Source organism: Devosia insulae DS-56 (assembly GCF_000970465.2).
In the GTDB taxonomy this organism is placed as follows: Bacteria; Pseudomonadota; Alphaproteobacteria; order Rhizobiales; family Devosiaceae; genus Devosia_A; species Devosia_A insulae.
Window position 1 is genome coordinate 1 of record NZ_LAJE02000379.1, and the last position, 20,545, is coordinate 20,545.

Below are 20,545 nucleotides of genomic sequence, written 5' to 3' on the forward strand. Positions count from 1 at the left end.
GCTGGGTCGAGGAGGCGTGGTGCAGGCGCGTGCTGGACGGATGGGTCGAGGGCGAGGGAGCGATCCGGGTGGGCGACGCGGTGAGGGTCCGCAGCTGGGGGCGGGTGGCTTATCCGGGGCAGCACGTACGAAGGACGTAGAATCGCGTGTGAACGTCCCCTCACCCTGACCCGGTGCCCGGAGGGGAGAGGGGAGGCACGTTGCGCGGTCAGGGCCACATCGCCCCCTCTCCCCGCTGGGGAGAGGGCTGGGGTGAGGGGCAGCATGGTTCGAGGCAGACGAACGACCTTCCTACACCGCCGGCCGTGCCCGCCGGATCGTTTCCGCCACCTGCTCGAACACCGCGCTGAACGGCGTGGCCTCGCGCCAGACCAGCGACAGCAGGCGGCGCGCGCCGGGCGATTGCAGCCGGTGGATGCGGATACGGTCGCCGGTGGCTTCCTTCTTCAGGGCGATTTCGGGCAAGAGCGTGATGCCCTGTCCGTTGGCGACGAACTCGACGATGGTCGAGAGCGAGGTGGCGGCGAAGGTGCGCCTGGCCACGTCCGGATCGAGCGCGCAGGCAGCAATCGCCTGCTCGCGGAAGCAGTGGCCTTCATCGAGCAGCAACACCCGGTCGGCGTCGATTTCGGCCAGCGGCACCGGATCCTCGGCGCTGTCGCCGGAGCCGGTGGCGAGCACGAACTCATCGGCGAACAGCGGAGCTGCGGTAAGGCGGGGCCCGCCGGCCCTCGGCTCGCTGGCAATCAGCGCCAGGTCGAGGCTGCCGTCGGCGAGGCCGTCGACCAGCGCGTCGGTGCGGCTCTCTGAGACGGTGAAGCTCAGCTCGGGGAGCTCGCGCTGCAGCGCCGGGAACACGTGCGGCAGCAGGTAGGGTGCCACGGTGGGGATGACGCCCAGCCGCAGCGGGCGCGCCGGGTTGCCGCGCTGGCCGCTGATGAAGGACAGCAGTCCCTCGGTCTGCTCGAGAATCGGCCTGCTACGCTCGATGAACTCGCGGCCTAGTGGGGTGAGTCGCACCGATTTGCCGAGGCGATCGAACAGCGGGCCGCCGCACAGGGCCTCGAGCTGCCGGATCTGCTGGCTGAGGCCGGGCTGGGTGACGTGGTTGCGCTCGGCGGCGCGACCGAAATGGCCGGTTTCCGCCAGCGCCACGGCATACTGCATCTGTCGAAGCGTGATCATAACTCTGAATTATCACAGCTAGAAGCGCAATCAATTGGCATTATGCACCTGGCCCGAGGCACAATGGAACTATTCCAAAGTGTGGGGCCGGGATTGAGCGCGACCAAGCGCGCGAACAGTCACTGCCACGTCACCCGGAAGCCTTATCGCAACGAACAACTCGAGACGGACGGAGACGACCATGGACGCAGCGAACGAAGGTGGTGCGGGCAAATGCCCGGTGCCGCATGGCAGCGCGGGCCGCAGCAATCGTGACTGGTGGCCGAACCAGTTGGACCTGTCGGTGCTGCACCAGCATACTGCGCTGTCCAACCCGATGGGCTCGGCTTTCGACTACGCTCAGGCGTTCAAGACGCTCGACCTAACGGCGCTGAAGGCCGACCTAACGGCGCTGATGACCGACTCGCAGGATTGGTGGCCGGCCGATTTCGGCCACTACGGTCCGCTGTTCATCCGCATGGCGTGGCACAGCGCTGGCACCTATCGCACCGCCGATGGCCGCGGCGGTGGCGGCGGCGGGCAGCAGCGTTTCGCGCCGCTCAACAGCTGGCCCGACAACGTCAACCTCGACAAGGCGCGGCGCCTGCTGTGGCCGATCAAGCAGAAATACGGCTCGGCCATCTCGTGGGCCGACCTGATGATCCTCACCGGTAACGTTGCGCTGGAATCGATGGGGTTCAAGACCTTCGGTTTCGGCGGCGGCCGCGCCGACACTTGGGAGCCCGAGCTCGATATCTACTGGGGCAAGGAAGGCGAGTGGCTTTCCGACGAGGAGCGCTATGGCGGCGAGCGCGACCTCGAAAGCCCGCTGGGCGCCGTGCAGATGGGCCTGATCTACGTCAATCCCGAGGGTCCGGCCGGCAACCCCGACCCGCTGGCCTCGGCCCGCGACATCCGCGACACCTTTGCTCGCATGGCGATGAATGACGAAGAGACCGTGGCGCTGATTGCCGGCGGCCACACCTTCGGCAAGACCCATGGCGCGGGTGACGCCAAGCTCGTCGGCGTCGAGCCGGAAGCAGCAGGGATCGAAGAACAGGGGCTCGGCTGGGTCAACGCCTTCGGCACCGGCAAGGGCGGTGACGCCATCGGCTCGGGGCTCGAAGTCACCTGGACCTCGACCCCAACCAAGTGGAGCAACAACTTTTTCTGGAACCTGTTCGGTTACGAGTGGGAGCTGACCAAGAGTCCGGCCGGCGCGCACCAGTGGACGCCCAAGCACGGCATGGGCGCCCACTCGGTGCCGGATGCGCATGACAAGGAGAAGCGCCACGCCCCGTCGATGCTGACCTCCGACCTGGCGCTGCGCATCGACCCGGCCTACGAGAAGATTTCGCGACGCTTCTTCGAGAATCCGGATCAGTTCGCTGACGCCTTCGCCCGCGCCTGGTTCAAGCTGACGCACCGCGACATGGGTCCGAGGGTGCGCTACCTCGGCCCGGAAGTGCCGGCGGAAGAGCTGATCTGGCAGGATCCGATCCCGGCGGTTACGCACGAGCTGCTCAACGACGCCGACATCGCGGCGCTCAAGGCAAAGATTCTTGCCACCGGCCTCACGGTCTCCGAACTGGTGAGCACGGCCTGGGCCTCGGCCTCGACCTATCGTGGTTCGGACATGCGCGGCGGCGCCAATGGCGCCCGCATCCGGCTTGCGCCGCAGAAGGATTGGGCGGTCAACCAGCCCGAACAGTTGGGCAAAGTGCTCGGCCATCTCGAGGCGATCCAGGCCGAGTTCGGCAAGCCGGTGTCGCTGGCCGACCTGATCGTCCTCGCCGGTTCGGTTGGGATCGAGAAGGCGGCCAAGGATGCCGGGCTCGAGCTGGTGGTGCCGTTCACCCCAGGGCGCGCCGATGCGACGGTCGAGCAGACCGATGCGGCGTCGTTTGCGCCGCTCGAGCCGACCGCCGATGGTTTCCGCAACTACTGGAGCGGGCGCCAGCGCCTGTCGCCGGAAGAGAACCTGGTCGATCGGGCCCAGCTGCTTGGGCTGACCGCGCCGGAAATGACGGTACTGGTGGGCGGACTGCGCGCCCTCAAGGCGGGCCAGCCGCAACATGGTGTGCTGACCAACCGGCCGGAGACCTTGAGCAACGACTTCTTCGTCAACCTGCTCGACATGGGGACGAAGTGGCGGCCGGCTTCGGAGGATCACAGCGTCTACCAAGGCGTCGATCGCGTCACGGGCGAACCCAAATGGACCGCCACCCGCGTCGACCTGATCTTCGGCTCGCACTCGCAGCTGCGGGCTTTGGCCGAGGTCTATGGCCAGTCCGATGCGAGCGAGAAGTTCGCGAGGGATTTCGTCGCGGCCTGGGTCAAAGTGATGAACGCCGATCGGTTCGACCTGGCCTGATCTGGCTCGTGGTGAGGGCGGCTAACACGCCCTCACCAAACTCCCTGCAATTTGAATCAAATTTCCGTCCTTACCTTCAGCGCGCGCACTTAACTGCCGGGCCAAATTGTCCCCCATACGGCAGAAGCCGGAGGGAAGTGACATGACTGAGATGGAAGAAGGCACCACCCGAGCGTTCTCGACGTTCAGGGTCCTCAACGGTGACTCCAACATCGTGGAACGCGATCAGCTGTTCCGCAACATGGCCCAGCTCTACTCCTACGTGTCGGATCGCTGCGATGACGAGCAGGTCGCGCAGTACGACGAGGTGTTGTGCCAGCTGGCCGAATTGGTGGAATCCGAGGCGCGGGCCCATGTGGCCAAGCTCCTCGCTCCGCTCGACCGCGCGCCGGGCAATGTGGTGGTCAAGCTCGCCAATGACGAGATCGAGGTGGCGCAGCCGCTGCTCGAGTTCTCCAATGTGCTGAGCGATGACGACCTGATCGAAATCATTGCCAACCAGACCGAAGAACACCGCATCGCCATTGCCGGCCGGACGCAGGTTCCGGAGCGGGTGGGCGAGGCGATCGTCGAACACGGCGAGACTGCCTCGGTGATCAAGCTGGTGCGCAACACCAATGCCGAGATCGGCCAGCAGGCGCTGGAGAGGCTCGCCGAGCGCGCCGCGTCCGATGCCGCTATCGCGGCCGACCTCCGGGGCCGCGAGGACCTCGATTGGAAGAGCCTCGGCGGCAAGATCGAAGCGGTCGGCGACCGGGTGCGCGAGACCATGTCGCGCATCGACCCGCGGGTCGATCCGGTCACTGTCGGCAAGGTGCAGGCAGTAGTCTATAACCGCATGCGCAACCGCGCCGGCTTCTCCAGCCAGGAGTGGAAGGTCGCCTATAACCAGGTGAAGGCGCTGTCGGATCGTAAGCAACTCGATGAACGTGCACTGATCCGCTTTGCTCGGTTCGGCTATGGTCATCACACCGCCGCGGCGCTGACCATGCTGCTGCGCGTCGGGCCCGAAGTTTTCGTCAAGTGGCTCGCCATGCAGGACTATGTGGCGATCACCGTGGCGCTCCGTGCCCTGGGCATCCAGCCCGACCTGTTCGAGGCGATGATCGCCTCGATGCCGTGGCGAGATCTGCCGAGCCAGGCCGACCTGCAGAATGTCCGGCGGCGCTTCGAAGCGCTGAGCAAGGACGAAGCGGTCGGCATCTTCGAGCTCTGGCGCACCCACGCCTTCCGCCGCCGGCTTCCCAACGAGGATGTCGTCGGCGCTGCCTGAATACGCCGAACACTGTCAACTTCCTCCAGGGCGATCCCGCAACGGATCGCCCTCTTTTCGTTTCGTCATTCGGTCAGAGCAGCGCGTACGGATTGGGGTTCCGGAGGAACGATCTCCACCGGCGCGTTCCAGTACTCAGCGAATTCCAGCATATCGAAATACTGGTTGGCGACCGTCCCGGTTGCGGTGGCCTTGTCGAGGAAGGCCTCCATCATCTCGACGCTGAGCTCGAGCCGGCCGAGGTACCAGCCGAACAGCGCCGTGCCCTCGGTATCGGGCATCCCCTGGCCGGCGCCATAGCGCGCCACCGGCAGGTGGTTGAGGATTTTGACGCCCTCGTCGGCCTGCATGTGCAGCCCGGCGATCCAGATATAGGCGCAGGCCGAGCGGCACTCGCCGACGGCGCGGGTCCACATGTAGCGCTCGTGGATGATGACGCCGATGCGCACCGCGCTCAGCAGATCGCCGCCGGGGCCGCTCAGCTCGACGATCCGCGGCTGCTTGCGGTTGACTTCGGCGAGGAAGATGCCGCCATCGACCGGAGTGATCGGCCCGGAGAGGCGGAGCACCAGGTCGCCGTTGGCGTTGGTGCGGTAGTCATAGTCGGCGGCGAGCGCCGGCAGGCTCAGGCCGGCGAGCGCCGTTGCGGCGCCGGCGAGCAGTCGAAGGGCGTCCATTCTCTGTCTCCTTGTCACCCCGCGGGGCAAGGAGTGCCTCAGTTACGCTCGCGCAGTCCTTTGGGCGCGATGAAATGTTCTTAAAGTTCGCGCACTCCCGCTAGGCGCAGCCCCTCGACCAGCACGCGGTCGCGGCCGTCCGGTTGGCCGGTGCGTCCGAGGAGGCTCGAGATCGTCAGGTCCGGCCAGATCGCATGGGCGCGGGCCAGTTGCGCCTGTGCTTCATCGATGCGGCCCAGATGCGCATAGGCGGCGGCGACGATGCAGTGCGGGAAGTCGACGCCCTCAGACGCCTCGAGGCCGCGCAGCCCCCAGGCCAGCGCTTCCTCGATGCGGCCAGCAGCGAGGTGGGATCGGGCGATGCCGTTGAGGCTCCAGAACGTCTCGGCAAGGCCGGGCGACAGCTGCAGGAAACGCTCGTGACTGGCGATGGCGCCGTCATAGTCGCCCATGAAGAAATGGGCGTAGCCGGAGACATTGGCGATCAGCAGGCTATTGGGGTTGGCCGCCTGGGCGCGCCGGATCAAAGCCAGCCCGGTTCCGTGCTCGCCCGAAATGGTCAGCCGGACGATGCCGGCCACCAGCATCACGTTCGGATCGTTGCCGTCGGCAGCGAGGCCCCGCGCCGCCAGCTGCAACGCCGCTGCAGCGTCATCAACCTCAGGCGGTGCGCTACCGCCGCGGGTCAGCCGCATCTCGTGCGCCCAGGCGGCAAGGGCCAGGGCAGGGGCAAAATCCGGGTCGAGGGCGATTGCCCGCTCGAGCAGCTCGATCGCCCGGTCGAAGTCCTGAAGCTGTACGACTCGAACACCCTGCATGAAGGGTAGCGCCTGCAGGTAGAGGTCGTAGGCGTCGAGGTTTTCGGGCCGCTTGCGGCGGGCCCGCTCGATCTCGGCGCGGCGAAGCTGCGGCTCGATCAGCCCGATCACCGCCTCGGTGATGCTGTCCTGGAAATCGAGGATATCGCCGACCGCGCCGTCGAAATTCTCGGCCCAGAGGCTCGAGCCGGAAGCGCCGTCGATCAGCTGCGCCGTCACCCGGACGCGCGGTCCGGCAAGGCGAACGCTGCCCTCCAGCACGTAGCGGGCGCCGAGGGTGCGCGCCACCTCGCGCACGTCCACGGCGCGGTGCTTGAAGGCGAAAGAGGAGTTGCGGGCGATGACCGCGAAGGTCCTGAAGCGCGACAGCGCCGCGATCAGTTCCTCGACAATGCCGTCGACGAAATAGTCCTGCTGGTCATCGCCACTCAGGTTGGCGAAGGGCAGCACTGCGACGGCGGGAATGCCGGATGTGGCGCCGCCGGCGTCGCGCACCAGCCGGTAGCCGACCCGCGCCACGTTGCCGATCCACTCGGCGCCATCGGGACGAGTGCCGAGGATCTTGCGCAGCGTCGCGACCTGGACGGCGAGATTGCCTTCCTCGACGATGGTGTCGGGCCAGGCCCGGTCCAGTAACTGCGCCTTGGCGACGACCTCGCCGTTGGCTTCGAGCAGTGTCTGCAGCACGGCAGCGGCGCGGCCGCCGAGCGACACGACGTCGTCTCCGCGCAACAGCGTGGAGTTGGTCATGTCGAACAGATAGGGACCGAAAGCGATGCGTTCTCCCATGCCGGTGAATGAGCCGTTTGGCGGCTGATTGAGTCAAGCTCGGCCATGGGGCTAGACCTTGCGCGGCAGGGGATATAAAGATATCTTTATATCTCGAGAGGCTGCATGAACGACACGGCGGATTTGGTTGGGGTGCTGCGCGCGGCGGGGGAAACCACCCGGCTGCGGCTGCTGGCATTGCTGGCCGATGGCGAGCAGTCGGTCAAGGACCTCACCGAAATTCTCGGCCAGAGCCAGCCGCGGGTGTCGCGTCACCTGAAGTTGCTGGCCGACGCCGGGCTGATCACCCGCAATGCCGAAGGCGCCTGGGCCTATTATGGCCTCGCGCCCGAAGGGCCAGGCGGCGATCTGGCGCGCTGGCTGATCGGCCGGCTGTCGGCCGACGATGCCGAGCGGCTGCGCGACCGGCAGCGGCTCGAGGCGGTGCGGCTCAACCAGGCCGAGCAGGCGGCGGCCTATTTCGCCAAGGTTGCCGACAGCTGGGATCTGTTGCGTTCGCTGCACGTGCCGGAAGAGGCGGTGGAAGCTGCCATCGTCGAGGCGATGCAGGGCAGGGTGGTCGACACCCTGATTGATCTCGGCACCGGCACCGGCCGGATGCTCGAGCTGCTGGCCGGGCATTATCGGCGCGGCATCGGCATCGATGCGAGCCGCGAGATGATCGCGGTGGCGCGGGCCAAGCTTGCATCGTGCGCGATCGGCCATGCCCAGGTGCGGCTCGGCGACATTGCCGATGTCGATGCCGGCGCCGGCCGAGCCGACGTGATCGTGATCCACCAGGTGCTGCACTATTTCGATGACCCGGGCCGGGTGCTGGCGCAGGCGCGCCGGGCGCTGAAGCCGGGCGGCGAGATGCTGATCGTCGATTTCGCGCCGCATGGGCTCGAGTTCCTGCGCTCGCACCATGCACATCGTCGGCTCGGGCTCAGCGAGGCGCAGATGGCCGGCTGGGCCCGCGCCGCCGGCCTCCAGGTCAGCGAACTCAAATCCTTTCCACCCACCAATCCGACCGAGGGGCTCACCGTGTGCCTCTGGCGGCTCACCGACGAGACGGACAACCCGATATGAGCACTGACTACACCGACCGCCCGAGCCGCAGGCGCCCGGACGAGCGGCCAAAATTCCAGGTCTCGTTCGAGTTCTTTCCGCCCAAGACCGACGTCATGGAGGAGCGGTTCTGGGATTCGATCCATAAGCTCGCCCCGCTGCATCCGCGCTTCGTCTCGGTCACCTACGGGGCCGGCGGATCGACGCGGGAGCGGACGCTCAGGATGGTGAGCCGGGTGAAGGCCGACACCGGCGTCGATGCAGCGGCCCACCTCACCTGCGTCGGTGCGACGCGGGACGAGGTCGATGCGGTGGTGCGTGGCTACCAGGAGGCGGGGATCAGCCGCATCGTGGCGCTGCGCGGCGACCCGGCCGAGGGTATCGGCAAGCCGTTCACACCGCATCCCGACGGCTACCGGAACGCCGCCGACCTGGTCGCGGGAATCCGCAAGATCGGCAATTTCGATATCTCGGTCGCCGCCTATCCCGAAAAGCACCCGCAGAGCCCGAACTGGGAAGCGGACATCGACAACCTGAAGCGCAAGCTCGATGCCGGCGCGACCCGCGCCATCACCCAGATGTTCTTCGACAATGACGACTATTTCCGTCTCGTCGACCGGGCACAGGCAGCCGGGATCGCCGCGCCGATCGTGCCGGGCATCCAGCCGATCCACTCGTTCAAGCAGATCTCCGGGTTTGCGGCGCGTTGCGGCGCATCGATCCCCGGCTGGGTGGCGGAGCGGTTCGAGGGATTGGAAGAAGATCCCGAGACCCATGCACTGGTTGCATCGGCGGTCGCCGCCGAGCAGGTCTTGGAACTGGTCGATAATGGGATTACGGAATTCCACTTCTACACGCTGAACCGCTCGAACCTGGTTCTGGCACTGGCGCGCCTGCTGGGGGCCAGACCTGACTGAGTGGAAGTCGCTGGTAACGTGTTCAGCGTCCGTTCAGGTGGACTCTGGCAGCGTCCAGAGTGGGGCAATGCCCCGGCCATCCACAAAATGGCCACGTTAATTGGCTTCCGTCGGGCAGTGGGGACGGGGGCAAGTTGAAGGACAGCAGCCTATGAAACTCGATGGCAAGGTGAAGGGCGGACTGGCTTGGGCTGGTCTCGTCGTCATCCTCGCGGTGCCCGCCGCGAACATGGTCGTCGGCAACCCGACCAGCGGTACGGCGAACAGCGCCGTGACGACGGCTGACGCCGGCGCGACCAAGCCCCTGTTGAAGGTTCCCGCGGTCGCCAAGCCCGCGGCGACCGATCCGATCGAGACCGCCAGCGTCACCACCGACCCGGTCGACAAGCTGCTCTCCAAGGGCAAAAAGCTGCCCTCGTACATTTCCGACGGTGACAGCGCGACGCCCACAAAGCCGGCCGCGTCGACGACCGACAAGCCGGCCGCGCCGGTGAAGCTGAAGCCGATCTCGCCGACGACCCCGATCAAGGCGCCGACCGAGGTGGCGACCGTCGCTCCGACCGAGACCCCGCCGGTGCCGCTGCCGCGTGATGCGCGGCCCAAGACTACTGCCGTCGCGTCGTTGCCGGCGGCCGAAAAGCCGCTGATCCTCGACGAGAACAAGGTGAAGCAGCAGGAGAACGCCGCCGTCGAGCCGTTCCCGCTCAGCGACGACGAGGTCGTCACCGGCGACCAGCTCGAGGAATGGGATTCGGGCTCGCTTGCCGATTATCTCGAGCGCAAGGGCCTGTTGTCGCAGACCTCGGCCGAGGACAGCTACGACCCCGACGGGTTCTACCTCGACGAGGGACCGAACAAGAAGAAGCGGCCGGCCGAGGACGACGAGTTCTTCTTCTTCTGAAATCTGCGGCCGCCTCACCAGGCGGCCGAAACGTCATTAGCGCGCTTTCGCCGAAACGGCGAAATGCCTCAGGGGCCGACGATGCAATCCGCCGCATGTCTCATGGCTATGAAATTCCCGTTCGGCGGCTATTGTGCGCCGAGATCGGAGAGGCATATGTCGGTCTGGCAACGTCTTAGCGCCTTCATTGGATCGGCCACCGAACGCACGGGGCTGGTTGGCTCGATCATCAACGCGCTGGATCCAGACACCTGGCTGCCGGGTGGACGCGATGCTGCGTTCACGCTGGCGCTGATTGCGCTATCGGCCAAGATGGCAGTGTCGGACGGCGTCGTCACCGCCTCGGAGCTGCGCGCCTTCCAGCGCACCGTCGAGATTCCGCCGGGCATCGAGGAGCAGGTCGACAAGCTGTTCAAGCTCGCCCAGCAGGATGTGGCCGGTTACGAGGCCTATGCCAAGAAGGTGCGCCGCTTCTTCATCGACAGCCCGGATACGCTGGAGCACGTGCTCGACAGCCTGTTCTTCATCGCCTCTGCCGACGGGATGATTCACGAGGCCGAGCTCGATTACCTGAAGAATGTCAGCGACATTTTCGGCTTCGACGATGCGCGGTTCGAGCAGCTGACCTCGCAGCACGTGCTGTTCGACAAGGGGGCCGACCCCTATATCGTGCTGGGCCTTGCTCCCAGCGCGGAGCGCGACGAGGTGAAGCGGGTCTATCGTCTGCTGGTGGCCGAGCATCACCCGGACCGGTTGATTGCCAAGGGCGTGCCCGAGGAACTGATCGACGTGGCGACCGCCCGCATGGCGGCGATCAACAACGCTTACAACCAGATCATGAAGCGCGCCGCCTGACGGCGCGCAACCTGACTGCGCGCTTGACTGGACCCGGCGCCGTCCCCCATATGCGCCTCGCCAGTTGACCGGGTGGCCGCTCCTGTTTCCGTGGGAGAGGAAAGTCCGGGCTCCATCGAAATACGGTGACGGCTAACGGCCGCCGGGGGCGACCCCAGGGAAAGTGCCACAGAAAGCAAACCGCCTCGCGTTCGCGCGGGGTAAGGATGAAAGGGTGCGGTAAGAGCGCACCGCGGACCTGGCAACAGGGACGGCACGGCAAACCCCACCGGGAGCAAGACCAAATAGGGATGACGTGGGGCTTGCCCCGGCCGGTTTTCGAGGCTTGTCATCCGGGTTGGTTGCATAAGGCCGGCAGTAATGCCGGTCAAAGATGAATGGTCACCACGTCAGCGTCGTGAGACGCAGACCCTACAGAACCCGGCTTATAGGTCAACTGGCATTTCCTTTGCCGAGCGGCCCACTATGTGGGCCGCGCGGACCCGACACGTGCAGGCGGCGTTCCCTCCCCCGCAAGCGCGAGAGGGACGCCGACTGCTGGCCCTGCGAGTCATCTATCTACGACACGGTGTATGAAAAACTTGACACAGTGTCGTGTTCTCCTTACACATCCTCCCAGCACTGAACCGAGGCTGGGAGGCCGAGATGAGTTTCAAGGAATGGGAAGCCGTGGTGAATATCATCGCGGCGATCGTGATCGGCGCCTGGGTGATCTTCGAAGCGCTGACCAACCCGCCGGCGACGGTTGCGGCGGTCGCCGGCCGGCTGCTCTGGGCTATCCTTTATGTGGTGCTGTTCAACATCGCGGCGATGATCGTCATGTCGATCCTCGTCTCCATCGCCCGGCGCGAGGAGTTCAAGGACGAGAAGGCGGACGAGCGCGACAAGGCGGTCGGCATGAAGGGCATGCGCAATGCCTATCTCGTCGCCTCGATCGCCGGTGTCGCCAGCCTGTTCACCCTCGCCTTCGGCGCTGATCCGGCAGAAGCCGCCTACGTGCTGTTCGGTGGGCTGATGCTGGCCGGCGTCGTCGATGCCGGCTCGCGGCTAGTCTACTACCGGATCGGCTGAGCGCCATGGGCAAGGGACAGGCGCGGATCGACAACACTATCCGCACGCTGCGCTTCAATGCCGGCGAAATGACCCAGGCGGCGCTGGCCGAGAAGGTGGGCGTCACCCGCCAGACCATCGTCGCCATGGAGCAGGGGCGCTACTCGCCCTCGCTCGAAGTCGCCTTCCGGGTGGCGCGGGCCTTCGGCGTGCCGCTCGAGCAGGTGTTCCAGTATCGTGGGGAGGGCGAGTGATGCTTGCTGCAATCGTCGACCGCTATGGTCCGCCCGAGGCGCTTGTCATTCGCGAGGTGCCGACGCCGGAACCGGGGCCCGAGCAGATGCTGGTGCAGATCCATGCCAGCGTCGTGACGCCCTCCGACGTGGCGTTCCGCAATGGCGAGTTGTGGATCGCGCGGCTGTTCTCCGGTCCGTTCAAGCCGCGCCTGCCGATTCTCGGCGATGCCTTTGCCGGCACTGTGGTTCGCGTTGGGGCCGGGGTCACCGGCTTCGCCGTCGGCGATCGGGTGGCCGGTTCAACCGGTCCCGAGCTTGCGGCGCACGCTCAGTTTGCCGTGCTCGATCAGGCTGGCGCGATCGTCAAACTGCCGGATGGAGTAGCGTTCGGCGCCGCCGCCGGGCTCTGCGACGGCGGACTCACGGCGCTGCCATTCCTGCGCGACAACGGGCGGCTGCAGGCGGGCCAGCACGTGCTGATCAACGGTGCGTCAGGCAGCATCGGCACTACCGCCGTACACCTGGCGCGAGCCATGGGCGCCGTGGTCACCGGTGTCACCAGTACGCGCAATGTCGAACTGGTGCGCGCGCTCGGTGCCGATCGGGTGATTGACTACACCAAAGAGGACTTCACCGCCGCCGACGCGGCCTATGATGTGATCTTCGACACGGTCGGCAAATCCAGCTTCGCGCGCTGCCTCGCGGCACTGAAGCCGGAGGGGATCTACCTCTCCCCGACACCAATGCTGTCGCCCTCGATGCTGCGCAAAACTGGCCGCCGGGCCCGCTTTGCCGCAACTGGCCTGAGGCGTCCGGCCGATAAGGCCAAGGACCTGGTCCAGCTGTTCGACTGGGTGCGACAGGAGAAACTCCGCACTGTTATCGAGCGCGAGTATGAGCTGGCCGAGATTGCCGCGGCGCATGCGCGGGTCGAGACCGGCCACAAGGTCGGTTCCATCGTGGTGAACATGCCCGTAACCTCAATGGAACCTTAACCTCCCCGCCGCAAAGTGCGCCGATACCCGGTATGGGTGATTTTGTACCGGCGGCGCCGGCGTGGAGTTCGAGCGGGAATGAGTGAGCCCAAGGGCAGCGACAGCCAGGCGCCGCATGTGCCGGTGCTGCTGGCCGAGGTGCTCGGTGCGCTGGCTCCACTCGAGGGTGCGCGCATCCTCGATGGCACGTTCGGGGCCGGCGGCTATTCCCGTGCTTTGCTGGAAGCCGGTGCATCGGTCCTGGCGGTCGATCGCGACCCCTCGGTGCTGCCGCACGCCGAGCGGCTCAGCGCCGATTTCCCGAATCGCTTCAAGTTCGTACCCGGCACCTTTTCCAATCTGGATGAGCTGGCTGACGGCCCGGTCGATGGCGTGGTGCTCGATATCGGCGTTTCGTCGATGCAGCTCGACCAGGCAGCGCGCGGCTTCTCGTTCATGCAGGAAGGCCCGCTCGACATGCGGATGTCGTCGGATGGCGAGTCCGCTGCCGATCTGGTGAATAGTCTCGCCGAATCTGACCTCGCCAACCTGCTGTTCGCCTTCGGCGAGGAGCGCAAATCGCGCCGTATCGCCAGCGCCGTCGTCGCAGCGCGCGCTAACGCGCCGATCGCGACCACGACGCAGCTGGCGCGGCTCATCGAAAAGACCATCGGCCGCAAGCCAGGCGACGCCCACCCGGCGACCCGCAGCTTTCAGGCGCTGCGCATCGCGGTGAATGGCGAATTCGACCAGCTGGTCGGCGGGCTGTTCGCCAGCGAGCGGCTACTGGCCGAGGGCGGGCGGCTTGCCGTGGTCACCTTCCATTCGCTGGAAGACCGGATCGTCAAACGCTTCTTCGATCCGGAAAAGGGCGCGCCGACGCAGTCGCGGCACCTGCCGCAGGTTATGCTCGAGGCGCCGCGCTGGGACCGGGCCGGTAAGGCTCTGAAGGCCGGTGCCGCCGAACTCGGGCGCAATCCACGCTCGCGCTCGGCGACGCTCCGCGCCGGCGTCAGGACTACCGCTCCGGCGCGCGTCATGAGTTACGCCGGGCTGGGCGTGCCGCTGTCGCGAGGTGCCGCATGATCAAGATGCTCAACGCCGTGATGGTCTGCACCAGCCTCGTCGGGCTGGTCGGCGTTTACGCGCTCAAATACTCGGTCGAGGACATCGCCAGCGCCAAGGTGGCGCTGGAGCGCAAGATCGACCGCCAGGAAGGCGATCTCAGCCTGCTCAAGGCCGATTGGTCGTATCTCAACCAGCCCGCCCACGTGGCGCCGATCGTTGCCCGTCACCAGGAGGCGCTGGCTTTGGTGCCGACGGCGCAGGATCAGTTCGGCCGCATGGATAACCTGCCGATGCGCCCGGCGGCCCCCGATACCGCGGCGCTCGATGCGCTGCTTTCTTCGCTCGATGCGGGCATCGACCCGATCGAACAGCTGATCGAGGCCAACTAGATGGCGATCATCACCGAAGGCGCCGAGACCATTTCGCTCGATGGCGGGCGGAAGGCACGTGGCAACCTCACCAAGGCGCGCATCCGCTGGGTCATCGTGGCGCTGGTGCTGGTGTTCGGCACGGTCGGCGGCCGGCTGATCCAGCTCGGCGCCACCGTCACCGATTCCACCATCGAAGGCATCGAGCGCGATGTCATCACTGCCAGCCGCCCGCCGGTGCTCGACCGCAACGGGCTCGAGATGGCGGTCGATATCCGCGTCCCTTCGTTGTTCGCCGAGCCGCGGCGCATCATCGATGTTGAAGAGGCGGTGCAGAAGCTCCGCACCGTGCTGCCAGACCTCAACGAGGATTGGCTGCGCAAGCGTCTGACCGGCGACAAGGGCTTTGTCTGGGTGAAGCGCGAGCTGACCCCGGCGATCGAAGAAAAGATCTTCCAGCTAGGCATTCCCGGGCTCGATTTCGTTACCGAGAGCAAGCGCTTCTACCCCTCGGGGCAGGAGGCGTCGCACATCCTTGGTTCGGTCAATATCGACAACCAGGGCACCATGGGCATCGAAAAGCACATGGACGATGACAGCCTGGCGCTGCTGCAGTCGATCGGCCTGGCGCGCGGCAATGAAATGACGCCGGTGAATCTCGCCATCGACCTGCGCGTGCAGCACGTGATGTACGAGACGCTGCAGGATGCGCTGGTCCGCTACAAGGCCATTGCCGCTGCCGGCGTGATGATGGACGTGAAGACCGGCGAGATCGTCGCGCTCGCCTCGCTGCCGGATTTCGACCCGAACAACCCCTCGACCCTGTTCCAGGACTATAACGGGGTGAAGAACGACCGCTTCAACCGCATCACCTCGGGCATTTACGAGCTGGGCTCGACCTTCAAGACGGTGACGTTGGCCGGGGCGCTGGATAGCGGCAAGGTGCGGATCACCGACCAGTTCGACGCCCGCTTCGGGGTGCGTTTCGGCCGCTTCACCATCGACGATTTCCACGGCAAGCACCGCGTGCTGAGTGTGCCCGAGGTCTACAAATACTCGTCCAATATCGGCACCATCAAGATCATGCAGCAGCTGGGCAAGGACGACTTCCGCGCCTTCCTGGGCAGGATCGGTATGGACAAGCCGGTGCCGTTCGAGCTGCCCGAGATGCGCAAGCCCAAGGTGCCGGACAAGTTCTCCGAGATTGTCGCTGCGACCTCGAGCTTCGGGCACGGCCTGTCGGTGTCGCCGCTGCACATGGTTCGCGCCGTCGCCGCCTTCGTCAACGACGGCAATATGGTGCCGCCGACGCTCTACAAGCGCAGCGAAGCCGACGCGCGCCAGCTCTACGAGCAGGTGATTTCGCCCGGTACCAGCGCCGAAATCCGCTACCTGATGCGGCTCAACGCGCTCGAGGGCTCGGGCACGCAGATGAACAAGCTGGCCAACGGCTACCGGGTCGGCGGCAAGACCGGTACCGCCGAAAAGGTCGTGGGAAGGACATACTCTTCCGACAAGACCTTCGCGGTGTTCGCCTCGGCTTTCCCGCTCGATAACCCGCGCTACGCCATGGTCATCATCGTCGACGAACCGCAGGACGAAAACGCCCAGTCGGGCCATACCGCGGGCTGGAACGCCGGCCAGGTGACCGGCCGTGTGGTGCAGAGGGTTGCGCCGATGCTTGGAATCGCGCCCGACTTCAGCGAAATGTTGGATACAAGCCTTGTCCCAGTCGAACTCCGCTGAAGCCATTCGAGAAGAAAGCGTGGACGTGCCTTTCGCGCTCACAGAACTGCTGAAAGGGGCAGGAGCCCCTACCGTCCCAGCCATCGAGGTCGAGGGCATCAATTCCGATAGCCGCGCTATTGGGCGCGGCGAGGCGTTCTTTGCGCTGCCCGGCACACGCGTCCATGGCGATGGCTTTGCGGCGCAGGCCGTCGGCCGCGGCGCCAGCGTGATGATCAGCGATCGCCAACCGGAAGCCGACCCTGGCATTCCGGTGGTGCTGGTCGAGGATGTGCGCGCCGCCTATGCACAGGCGGCGGCTCGGCAATTTGCGCCGCAGCCCGACGTCTCGGTCGCCGTCACCGGCACCAATGGCAAATCCTCGATCGTCTCATTCGTGCGCCAGATCTGGGACGCCTGTGGCATCGCCGCGGCCAGTCTCGGCACGGTCGGCGTCGAGACCCGCGCCGGCATCCGGCCGCGCGAACTCACCACTTCGGACGCGCTGTCGCTGCATCGCGACCTCGGCGAGCTCAGGGCCGAAGGCATCGGCCATATCGCCATGGAGGCTTCGAGCCAGGGGCTCGACCAGCGGCGGGTCGACGGCATCCGCTTCAACGCGGTGGCCTTCACCAATCTCAGCCGCGACCATCTCGACTATCATCGCGACATGGACACCTACCGGGACGCGAAACTCAGGCTGTTCACCGACCTGATCGCCGAAGGCGGCGCTGCGGTGGTCAATGCTGACGACCCCGAGCATATGCCGTTCCTGTTCGCGGCGCTCGATCGCGGTGCGACGCTGATGACGGTGGGCAAGGAAGGGGCGTTCCTCGAACTCACCGAGATCCGCAACGAGGGCTATAGCCAGCGGGTCATCGGCCGCATGGTAGGGGAGCCGGTCAGCTTCCTGTTGCCGCTGACCGGCGCGTTCCAGGTCAACAATGCCGCCGTGGCGCTGGCGCTGGCCGTCGCCACCGGCGCGCCCGCCGACAAGGCGGTGAAGGCGCTGGAGCAGCTCCAGGGCGCCAAAGGGCGGCTCGAGCTGGTGGCTGAGCACAATGGCGCGGCGATCTTTGTCGATTACTCGCACAAGCCGGTAGCGCTTGAGACGGCGCTTGAATCGCTCCGGCCCTATGCCGGCGGCAAGCTGCGCCTGGTGTTCGGCTGTGGTGGCGACCGCGACAAGGGCAAGCGCCCGATCATGGGCGACGTGGCTGAGCGGCTGGCTGACGACGTGATCGTCACCGACGACAACCCGCGCACCGAGGATGCGGCGACGATTCGTGCCGAAATCCTCGCCGCGGTGCCCAAGGCCCTCGAGGTCGGCGATCGCCGCAAGGCTATCGAGACCGGCATTGCACGTTTAGAGCCGGGCGACGTGCTGCTGATTGCGGGCAAGGGCCACGAGGACTATCAGATCATCGGCACCACCAAGCACCATTTCTCCGACCACGAAGTGGTGCTGGAGACGCTGAAAGGACTGTAGCGCCGATGCGACCGCTCTGGACCGTCGCCGAGGTCGTCAAAGCCACCGGCGGCCGGCCCGAAGGCCTGTCGGACGGCCCGATCGCCTCGATCTCGATCGATTCCCGCGAAATCGCCCCCGAGGCGCTGTTCGTCGCCATCCGCGGCGACACCCATGACGGGCACGATTTCGTCGGCAAGGCGATCGAGGCCGGCGCCACGGCTGCGCTGGTGTCGGAGGCCTATCACGCCGCGCATGGTGGCAAGAACCTGATCGTCGTGCTCGATACGCTGAAGGCGCTGGAGCAGCTCGGCATCGCGGCGCGGGCCCGCAATCGCGGCCAGATCATCGCGGTCACCGGCAGCGCCGGCAAGACCACCACCAAGGAAGCGATCCGCACCGTGCTCGCCGCCGCCGGCGAGACGCATTACTCGATCAAGAGTTTCAACAACCATTGGGGCGTGCCGCTGATGCTGGCGCGGATGCCGCGCGAAGCGCAGTTCGGGGTGTTCGAGATCGGCATGAACCATGCCGGCGAGATCACGCCGCTGGTGCAGATGGTCCGGCCACATGTCGCGGTCATCACCACCGTGGCGGCGGCGCATCTCGAGTTCTTCAACTCAGTTGCCGATATCGCCGCGGCCAAGGCCGAGATTTTCCTCGGGCTCGAGCCGGGCGGCACGGCGCTGCTCAACGCCGACCACGACCACCTGCATATCCTGTTCGCCCACGCCCGGGCGGCAGGCGTGGCAAACGTGGTGACCTATGGCTTCGACGAGAGCGCCGACTGGCATATCGGCCGGGTCGACACCTCAGCCTCGACGACACTGGCCGAGGTGACGCACGGCGCCGACCGTTGCGATCTCAGGCTGCAGGTGCCCGGCCGCCACATGGTGGCGAATGCCGTGGCAGCGCTGGCGGTGGCGCGGATCTCGGGCGAGGGCACCCGCTCGGCGGTCGCGGCGCTCGCCAAGTTCGGGGCGCCGGAGGGCAGGGGGCTGACCCTGCGGCTCGGCCCCAGCGCCAAGCCGCTGCTGCTGGTCGATGAGAGCTACAACGCCAATGTCGCCTCGATGACCGCTGCAATGGATCTCTATCGCTCGGTGCGTCCGCCCGACGGCCGCAAGTTCCTGGTGCTTGGCGACATGCTGGAGATGGGCCCGCAGGGCCCGCAGCTGCATGCCGGGCTGGCCAATGCCGTGCTGAAGACCGGGGCCAGTGAGATTTACCTCGTCGGTGCGGCGATGCGTTCGCTGGCCGATGAGCTCAGGCACCGCGCCGAAAACGATCGCGACGTTCCCGCTGTGACGCATATGCCGAGCGCCGAGGAGATCAGTGATACCGTGCTCTCGGCGCTTGCCTATGGCGACGCAGTTATGGTCAAAGGGTCAAAAGGCGTCCGCCTCTCACCTCTGGTGCAGAAGATCCGCGAGCGCTTCCAGTAAGACGCTCTAGTCCGACGGGTGGGACACCAACAGCATGCTGTATTTCCTCGGGCAGTTGGGCGATAGCCTCGCCGCCTTCAATGTGTTCCGTTACATCACCTTCAGGACGGCCGGCGCGGTGATGACCGCGCTGTTCTTCGTGTTCCTGTTCGGCCCCGGCATGATTGCTGCGCTGCGCATCCGCCAGGGCAAGGGCCAGCCGATCCGCGAGGATGGCCCGGCCGGGCATCTGCTGACCAAGAAGGGCACGCCCACCATGGGCGGGCTGATGATCCTGTCGGCGACAGTAATCTCGATCCTGCTCTGGTCGAACCTTTCGAACGGCTATGTCTGGGTGGTACTCGGCGTTACCGTTTCGTTCGGCGCCATCGGGCTTTACGACGATTACCTCAAGGTCAAGCGCATGTCGCATGCCGGTTTTTCCGGCCGGCAGCGGCTGATCCTCGAGGCGATCATCGGCGCGGTAGCCTGCTATTTCATCTCGGTGCTGGGCGACCCCGCGACCTCGACCTCGCTGTTCTTCCCGTTCGTCAAAGGGCTGGCGATCAACCTCGGCTGGTTCTTCGTCTTGTTTGGCGCCTTCGTGGTGGTCGCCGCCGGCAATTCGGTGAACCTCACCGACGGTCTCGATGGCCTCGCGATCGTGCCGGTGATGGTGGCTGCCGCCTGCTTCGGGCTCATCGCCTATCTCGTCGGCTCGGCGACTTTCTCGGAATATCTGTTCCTCAATCCGGTCCCCGGCACCGCCGAACTCTCGGTGGTCTCAGGCGCGCTGATCGGCGCCGGCCTCGGCTTTCTGTGGTTCAACGCCCCGCCAGCGCAGATCTTCATGGGCGATACCGGCTCGCTCGCCCTCGGCGGCGCGCTCGGCACCATTGCGGTCGCTACCAAGCATGAGATCGTTCTCGCCATTATCGGCGGGCTGTTCGTGCTCGAAGCCGTCTCGGTGATCGTGCAGGTGGTGTCGTTCAAGCTCACCGGCAAGCGCGTGTTCAAGATGGCGCCGATCCACCACCATTTCGAAATGATGGGCTGGACCGAAAGCCAGGTGGTGATCCGCTTCTGGATCATCAGCTTCGTCCTCGCCCTGATCGGGCTGAGCTCGCTGAAGCTGCGCTGACGGCGTATCGCTGTCGCGATGGACGCGAAGCGGGAATGAATCGCAAGCGGCAACGCACACGGACGTCACTCCCGCGAAAGCGGGAACCTAGCGGGATGCCAAGCGAGGTCGTGCGCCACCCACCGGGTCATTCCCGCGAAAGCGGGAACCTCTGTTTTCTTAGCCCCTTGCGCGATCGCAAACGGAGTTCCCCGCTTTCGCGGGGATGACACCGAGTTTGGGGGACTTGCAGAGACCTCGATGGGCAGGGCCAGGGCACGTGCCGTGCCGCGACAG

Annotated in this window: 18 protein-coding genes and 1 other RNA gene; 16 read left to right on the forward strand and 3 right to left on the reverse strand. The window is 65.9% G+C overall.

What is annotated here, in order from left to right; genetic code table 11:
* Positions 1 to 291: 291 nt before the first annotated feature.
* Positions 292 to 1,185, reverse strand: coding sequence for a hydrogen peroxide-inducible genes activator (locus VW23_RS25525; protein WP_069912299.1), 894 nt, complete (start codon positions 1,183 to 1,185; stop codon positions 292 to 294).
* A gap of 181 nt (positions 1,186 to 1,366) precedes the next feature.
* On the opposite strand from VW23_RS25525, the gene katG reads away from it, so the two are divergent.
* A complete protein-coding gene (gene katG, locus VW23_RS25530; protein WP_069912300.1) occupies positions 1,367 to 3,538 on the forward strand; it encodes a catalase/peroxidase HPI in 2,172 nt (723 codons plus the stop codon).
* 142 nt (positions 3,539 to 3,680) lie between these two features.
* Entirely contained in the window at positions 3,681 to 4,811 is a 1,131-nt protein-coding gene (locus VW23_RS25535) for a DUF2336 domain-containing protein (RefSeq protein WP_069912301.1), read from the forward strand.
* 65 nt (positions 4,812 to 4,876) lie between these two features.
* Here VW23_RS25535 and VW23_RS25540 read toward each other — a convergent pair whose 3' ends face one another.
* Together VW23_RS25540 and VW23_RS25545 are read right to left on the reverse strand one after the other, a co-directional pair.
* Positions 4,877 to 5,488 carry a hypothetical protein gene (locus tag VW23_RS25540; RefSeq protein ID WP_069912302.1) on the reverse strand — a complete coding sequence of 204 codons (612 nt, stop codon included), beginning with the start codon at positions 5,486 to 5,488 and terminating at the stop codon, positions 4,877 to 4,879.
* An 80-nt stretch (positions 5,489 to 5,568) separates the two neighbouring features.
* On the reverse strand, positions 5,569 to 7,095 hold the full coding sequence (locus VW23_RS25545; RefSeq protein ID WP_069912303.1) for a winged helix-turn-helix domain-containing protein: 1,527 nt from the start codon (positions 7,093 to 7,095) through the stop codon (positions 5,569 to 5,571).
* Between the two features lie 105 nt (positions 7,096 to 7,200).
* Here VW23_RS25545 and VW23_RS25550 point away from each other — a divergent pair, with 105 nt between their 5' ends.
* The 14 genes from VW23_RS25550 (at position 7,201) to mraY (ending at position 20,269) form a co-directional block, all read left to right on the forward strand.
* Complete coding sequence (locus VW23_RS25550) at positions 7,201 to 8,163, forward strand: ArsR/SmtB family transcription factor (RefSeq protein ID WP_069912304.1); 963 nt, start codon at positions 7,201 to 7,203, stop codon at positions 8,161 to 8,163.
* Positions 8,160 to 9,059, forward strand: coding sequence for a methylenetetrahydrofolate reductase [NAD(P)H] (gene metF / locus VW23_RS25555; RefSeq protein WP_069912305.1), 900 nt, complete (start codon positions 8,160 to 8,162; stop codon positions 9,057 to 9,059). Before VW23_RS25550 ends, metF begins: the two co-directional genes overlap by 4 nt.
* Positions 9,060 to 9,210: 151 nt before the next feature.
* On the forward strand, positions 9,211 to 9,960 hold the full coding sequence (locus VW23_RS25560; protein ID WP_069912306.1) for a flagellar biosynthesis protein FlhF: 750 nt from the start codon (positions 9,211 to 9,213) through the stop codon (positions 9,958 to 9,960).
* A 156-nt stretch (positions 9,961 to 10,116) separates the two neighbouring features.
* Positions 10,117 to 10,815 carry a J domain-containing protein gene (locus VW23_RS25565; RefSeq protein WP_069912307.1) on the forward strand — a complete coding sequence of 233 codons (699 nt, stop codon included), beginning with the start codon at positions 10,117 to 10,119 and terminating at the stop codon, positions 10,813 to 10,815.
* A 60-nt stretch (positions 10,816 to 10,875) separates the two neighbouring features.
* An RNA gene (gene rnpB, locus VW23_RS25570) (RNase P RNA component class A) lies at positions 10,876 to 11,259 on the forward strand.
* Positions 11,260 to 11,460: 201 nt separating this feature from the next.
* On the forward strand, positions 11,461 to 11,886 hold the full coding sequence (locus tag VW23_RS25575) for a hypothetical protein (protein WP_069912308.1): 426 nt from the start codon (positions 11,461 to 11,463) through the stop codon (positions 11,884 to 11,886).
* A 5-nt stretch (positions 11,887 to 11,891) separates the two neighbouring features.
* Complete coding sequence (locus VW23_RS25580; RefSeq protein ID WP_055880152.1) at positions 11,892 to 12,119, forward strand: helix-turn-helix transcriptional regulator; 228 nt, start codon at positions 11,892 to 11,894, stop codon at positions 12,117 to 12,119.
* Complete coding sequence (locus VW23_RS25585) at positions 12,119 to 13,096, forward strand: NAD(P)-dependent alcohol dehydrogenase (protein WP_069912309.1); 978 nt, start codon at positions 12,119 to 12,121, stop codon at positions 13,094 to 13,096. The genes VW23_RS25580 and VW23_RS25585 overlap by 1 nt, the downstream gene beginning before the upstream one ends.
* A gap of 78 nt (positions 13,097 to 13,174) precedes the next feature.
* Positions 13,175 to 14,161: a 16S rRNA (cytosine(1402)-N(4))-methyltransferase RsmH gene (gene rsmH, locus VW23_RS25590; RefSeq protein WP_069912310.1), complete on the forward strand. Its 987-nt coding sequence runs from the start codon at positions 13,175 to 13,177 to the stop codon at positions 14,159 to 14,161.
* Positions 14,158 to 14,532 carry a cell division protein FtsL gene (gene ftsL, locus VW23_RS25595; RefSeq protein WP_069912311.1) on the forward strand — a complete coding sequence of 125 codons (375 nt, stop codon included), beginning with the start codon at positions 14,158 to 14,160 and terminating at the stop codon, positions 14,530 to 14,532. Before rsmH ends, ftsL begins: the two co-directional genes overlap by 4 nt.
* On the forward strand, positions 14,533 to 16,257 hold the full coding sequence (locus VW23_RS25600) for a peptidoglycan D,D-transpeptidase FtsI family protein (protein ID WP_069912312.1): 1,725 nt from the start codon (positions 14,533 to 14,535) through the stop codon (positions 16,255 to 16,257).
* Positions 16,258 to 16,282: 25 nt separating this feature from the next.
* Entirely contained in the window at positions 16,283 to 17,725 is a 1,443-nt protein-coding gene (locus tag VW23_RS25605; RefSeq protein ID WP_069912314.1) for a UDP-N-acetylmuramoyl-L-alanyl-D-glutamate--2,6-diaminopimelate ligase, read from the forward strand.
* A gap of 5 nt (positions 17,726 to 17,730) precedes the next feature.
* A complete protein-coding gene (locus tag VW23_RS25610; protein ID WP_069912313.1) occupies positions 17,731 to 19,149 on the forward strand; it encodes a UDP-N-acetylmuramoyl-tripeptide--D-alanyl-D-alanine ligase in 1,419 nt (472 codons plus the stop codon).
* A gap of 34 nt (positions 19,150 to 19,183) precedes the next feature.
* Positions 19,184 to 20,269: a phospho-N-acetylmuramoyl-pentapeptide-transferase gene (gene mraY / locus VW23_RS25615; protein WP_055880134.1), complete on the forward strand. Its 1,086-nt coding sequence runs from the start codon at positions 19,184 to 19,186 to the stop codon at positions 20,267 to 20,269.
* Positions 20,270 to 20,545 lie beyond the last annotated feature (276 nt).

Coding starts and splice junctions, on each gene's coding strand:
- VW23_RS25525 (WP_069912299.1), bottom strand. CDS start 1,185: ATGATCACGCTTCGACAGATGCAGTATGCCGTGGCGCTGGCGGAAACC.
- katG (WP_069912300.1), top strand. CDS start 1,367: ATGGACGCAGCGAACGAAGGTGGTGCGGGCAAATGCCCGGTGCCGCAT.
- VW23_RS25535 (WP_069912301.1), top strand. CDS start 3,681: ATGACTGAGATGGAAGAAGGCACCACCCGAGCGTTCTCGACGTTCAGG.
- VW23_RS25540 (WP_069912302.1), bottom strand. CDS start 5,488: ATGGACGCCCTTCGACTGCTCGCCGGCGCCGCAACGGCGCTCGCCGGC.
- VW23_RS25545 (WP_069912303.1), bottom strand. CDS start 7,095: ATGGGAGAACGCATCGCTTTCGGTCCCTATCTGTTCGACATGACCAAC.
- VW23_RS25550 (WP_069912304.1), top strand. CDS start 7,201: ATGAACGACACGGCGGATTTGGTTGGGGTGCTGCGCGCGGCGGGGGAA.
- metF (WP_069912305.1), top strand. CDS start 8,160: ATGAGCACTGACTACACCGACCGCCCGAGCCGCAGGCGCCCGGACGAG.
- VW23_RS25560 (WP_069912306.1), top strand. CDS start 9,211: ATGAAACTCGATGGCAAGGTGAAGGGCGGACTGGCTTGGGCTGGTCTC.
- VW23_RS25565 (WP_069912307.1), top strand. CDS start 10,117: ATGTCGGTCTGGCAACGTCTTAGCGCCTTCATTGGATCGGCCACCGAA.
- VW23_RS25575 (WP_069912308.1), top strand. CDS start 11,461: ATGAGTTTCAAGGAATGGGAAGCCGTGGTGAATATCATCGCGGCGATC.
- VW23_RS25580 (WP_055880152.1), top strand. CDS start 11,892: ATGGGCAAGGGACAGGCGCGGATCGACAACACTATCCGCACGCTGCGC.
- VW23_RS25585 (WP_069912309.1), top strand. CDS start 12,119: ATGCTTGCTGCAATCGTCGACCGCTATGGTCCGCCCGAGGCGCTTGTC.
- rsmH (WP_069912310.1), top strand. CDS start 13,175: ATGAGTGAGCCCAAGGGCAGCGACAGCCAGGCGCCGCATGTGCCGGTG.
- ftsL (WP_069912311.1), top strand. CDS start 14,158: ATGATCAAGATGCTCAACGCCGTGATGGTCTGCACCAGCCTCGTCGGG.
- VW23_RS25600 (WP_069912312.1), top strand. CDS start 14,533: ATGGCGATCATCACCGAAGGCGCCGAGACCATTTCGCTCGATGGCGGG.
- VW23_RS25610 (WP_069912313.1), top strand. CDS start 17,731: ATGCGACCGCTCTGGACCGTCGCCGAGGTCGTCAAAGCCACCGGCGGC.
- mraY (WP_055880134.1), top strand. CDS start 19,184: ATGCTGTATTTCCTCGGGCAGTTGGGCGATAGCCTCGCCGCCTTCAAT.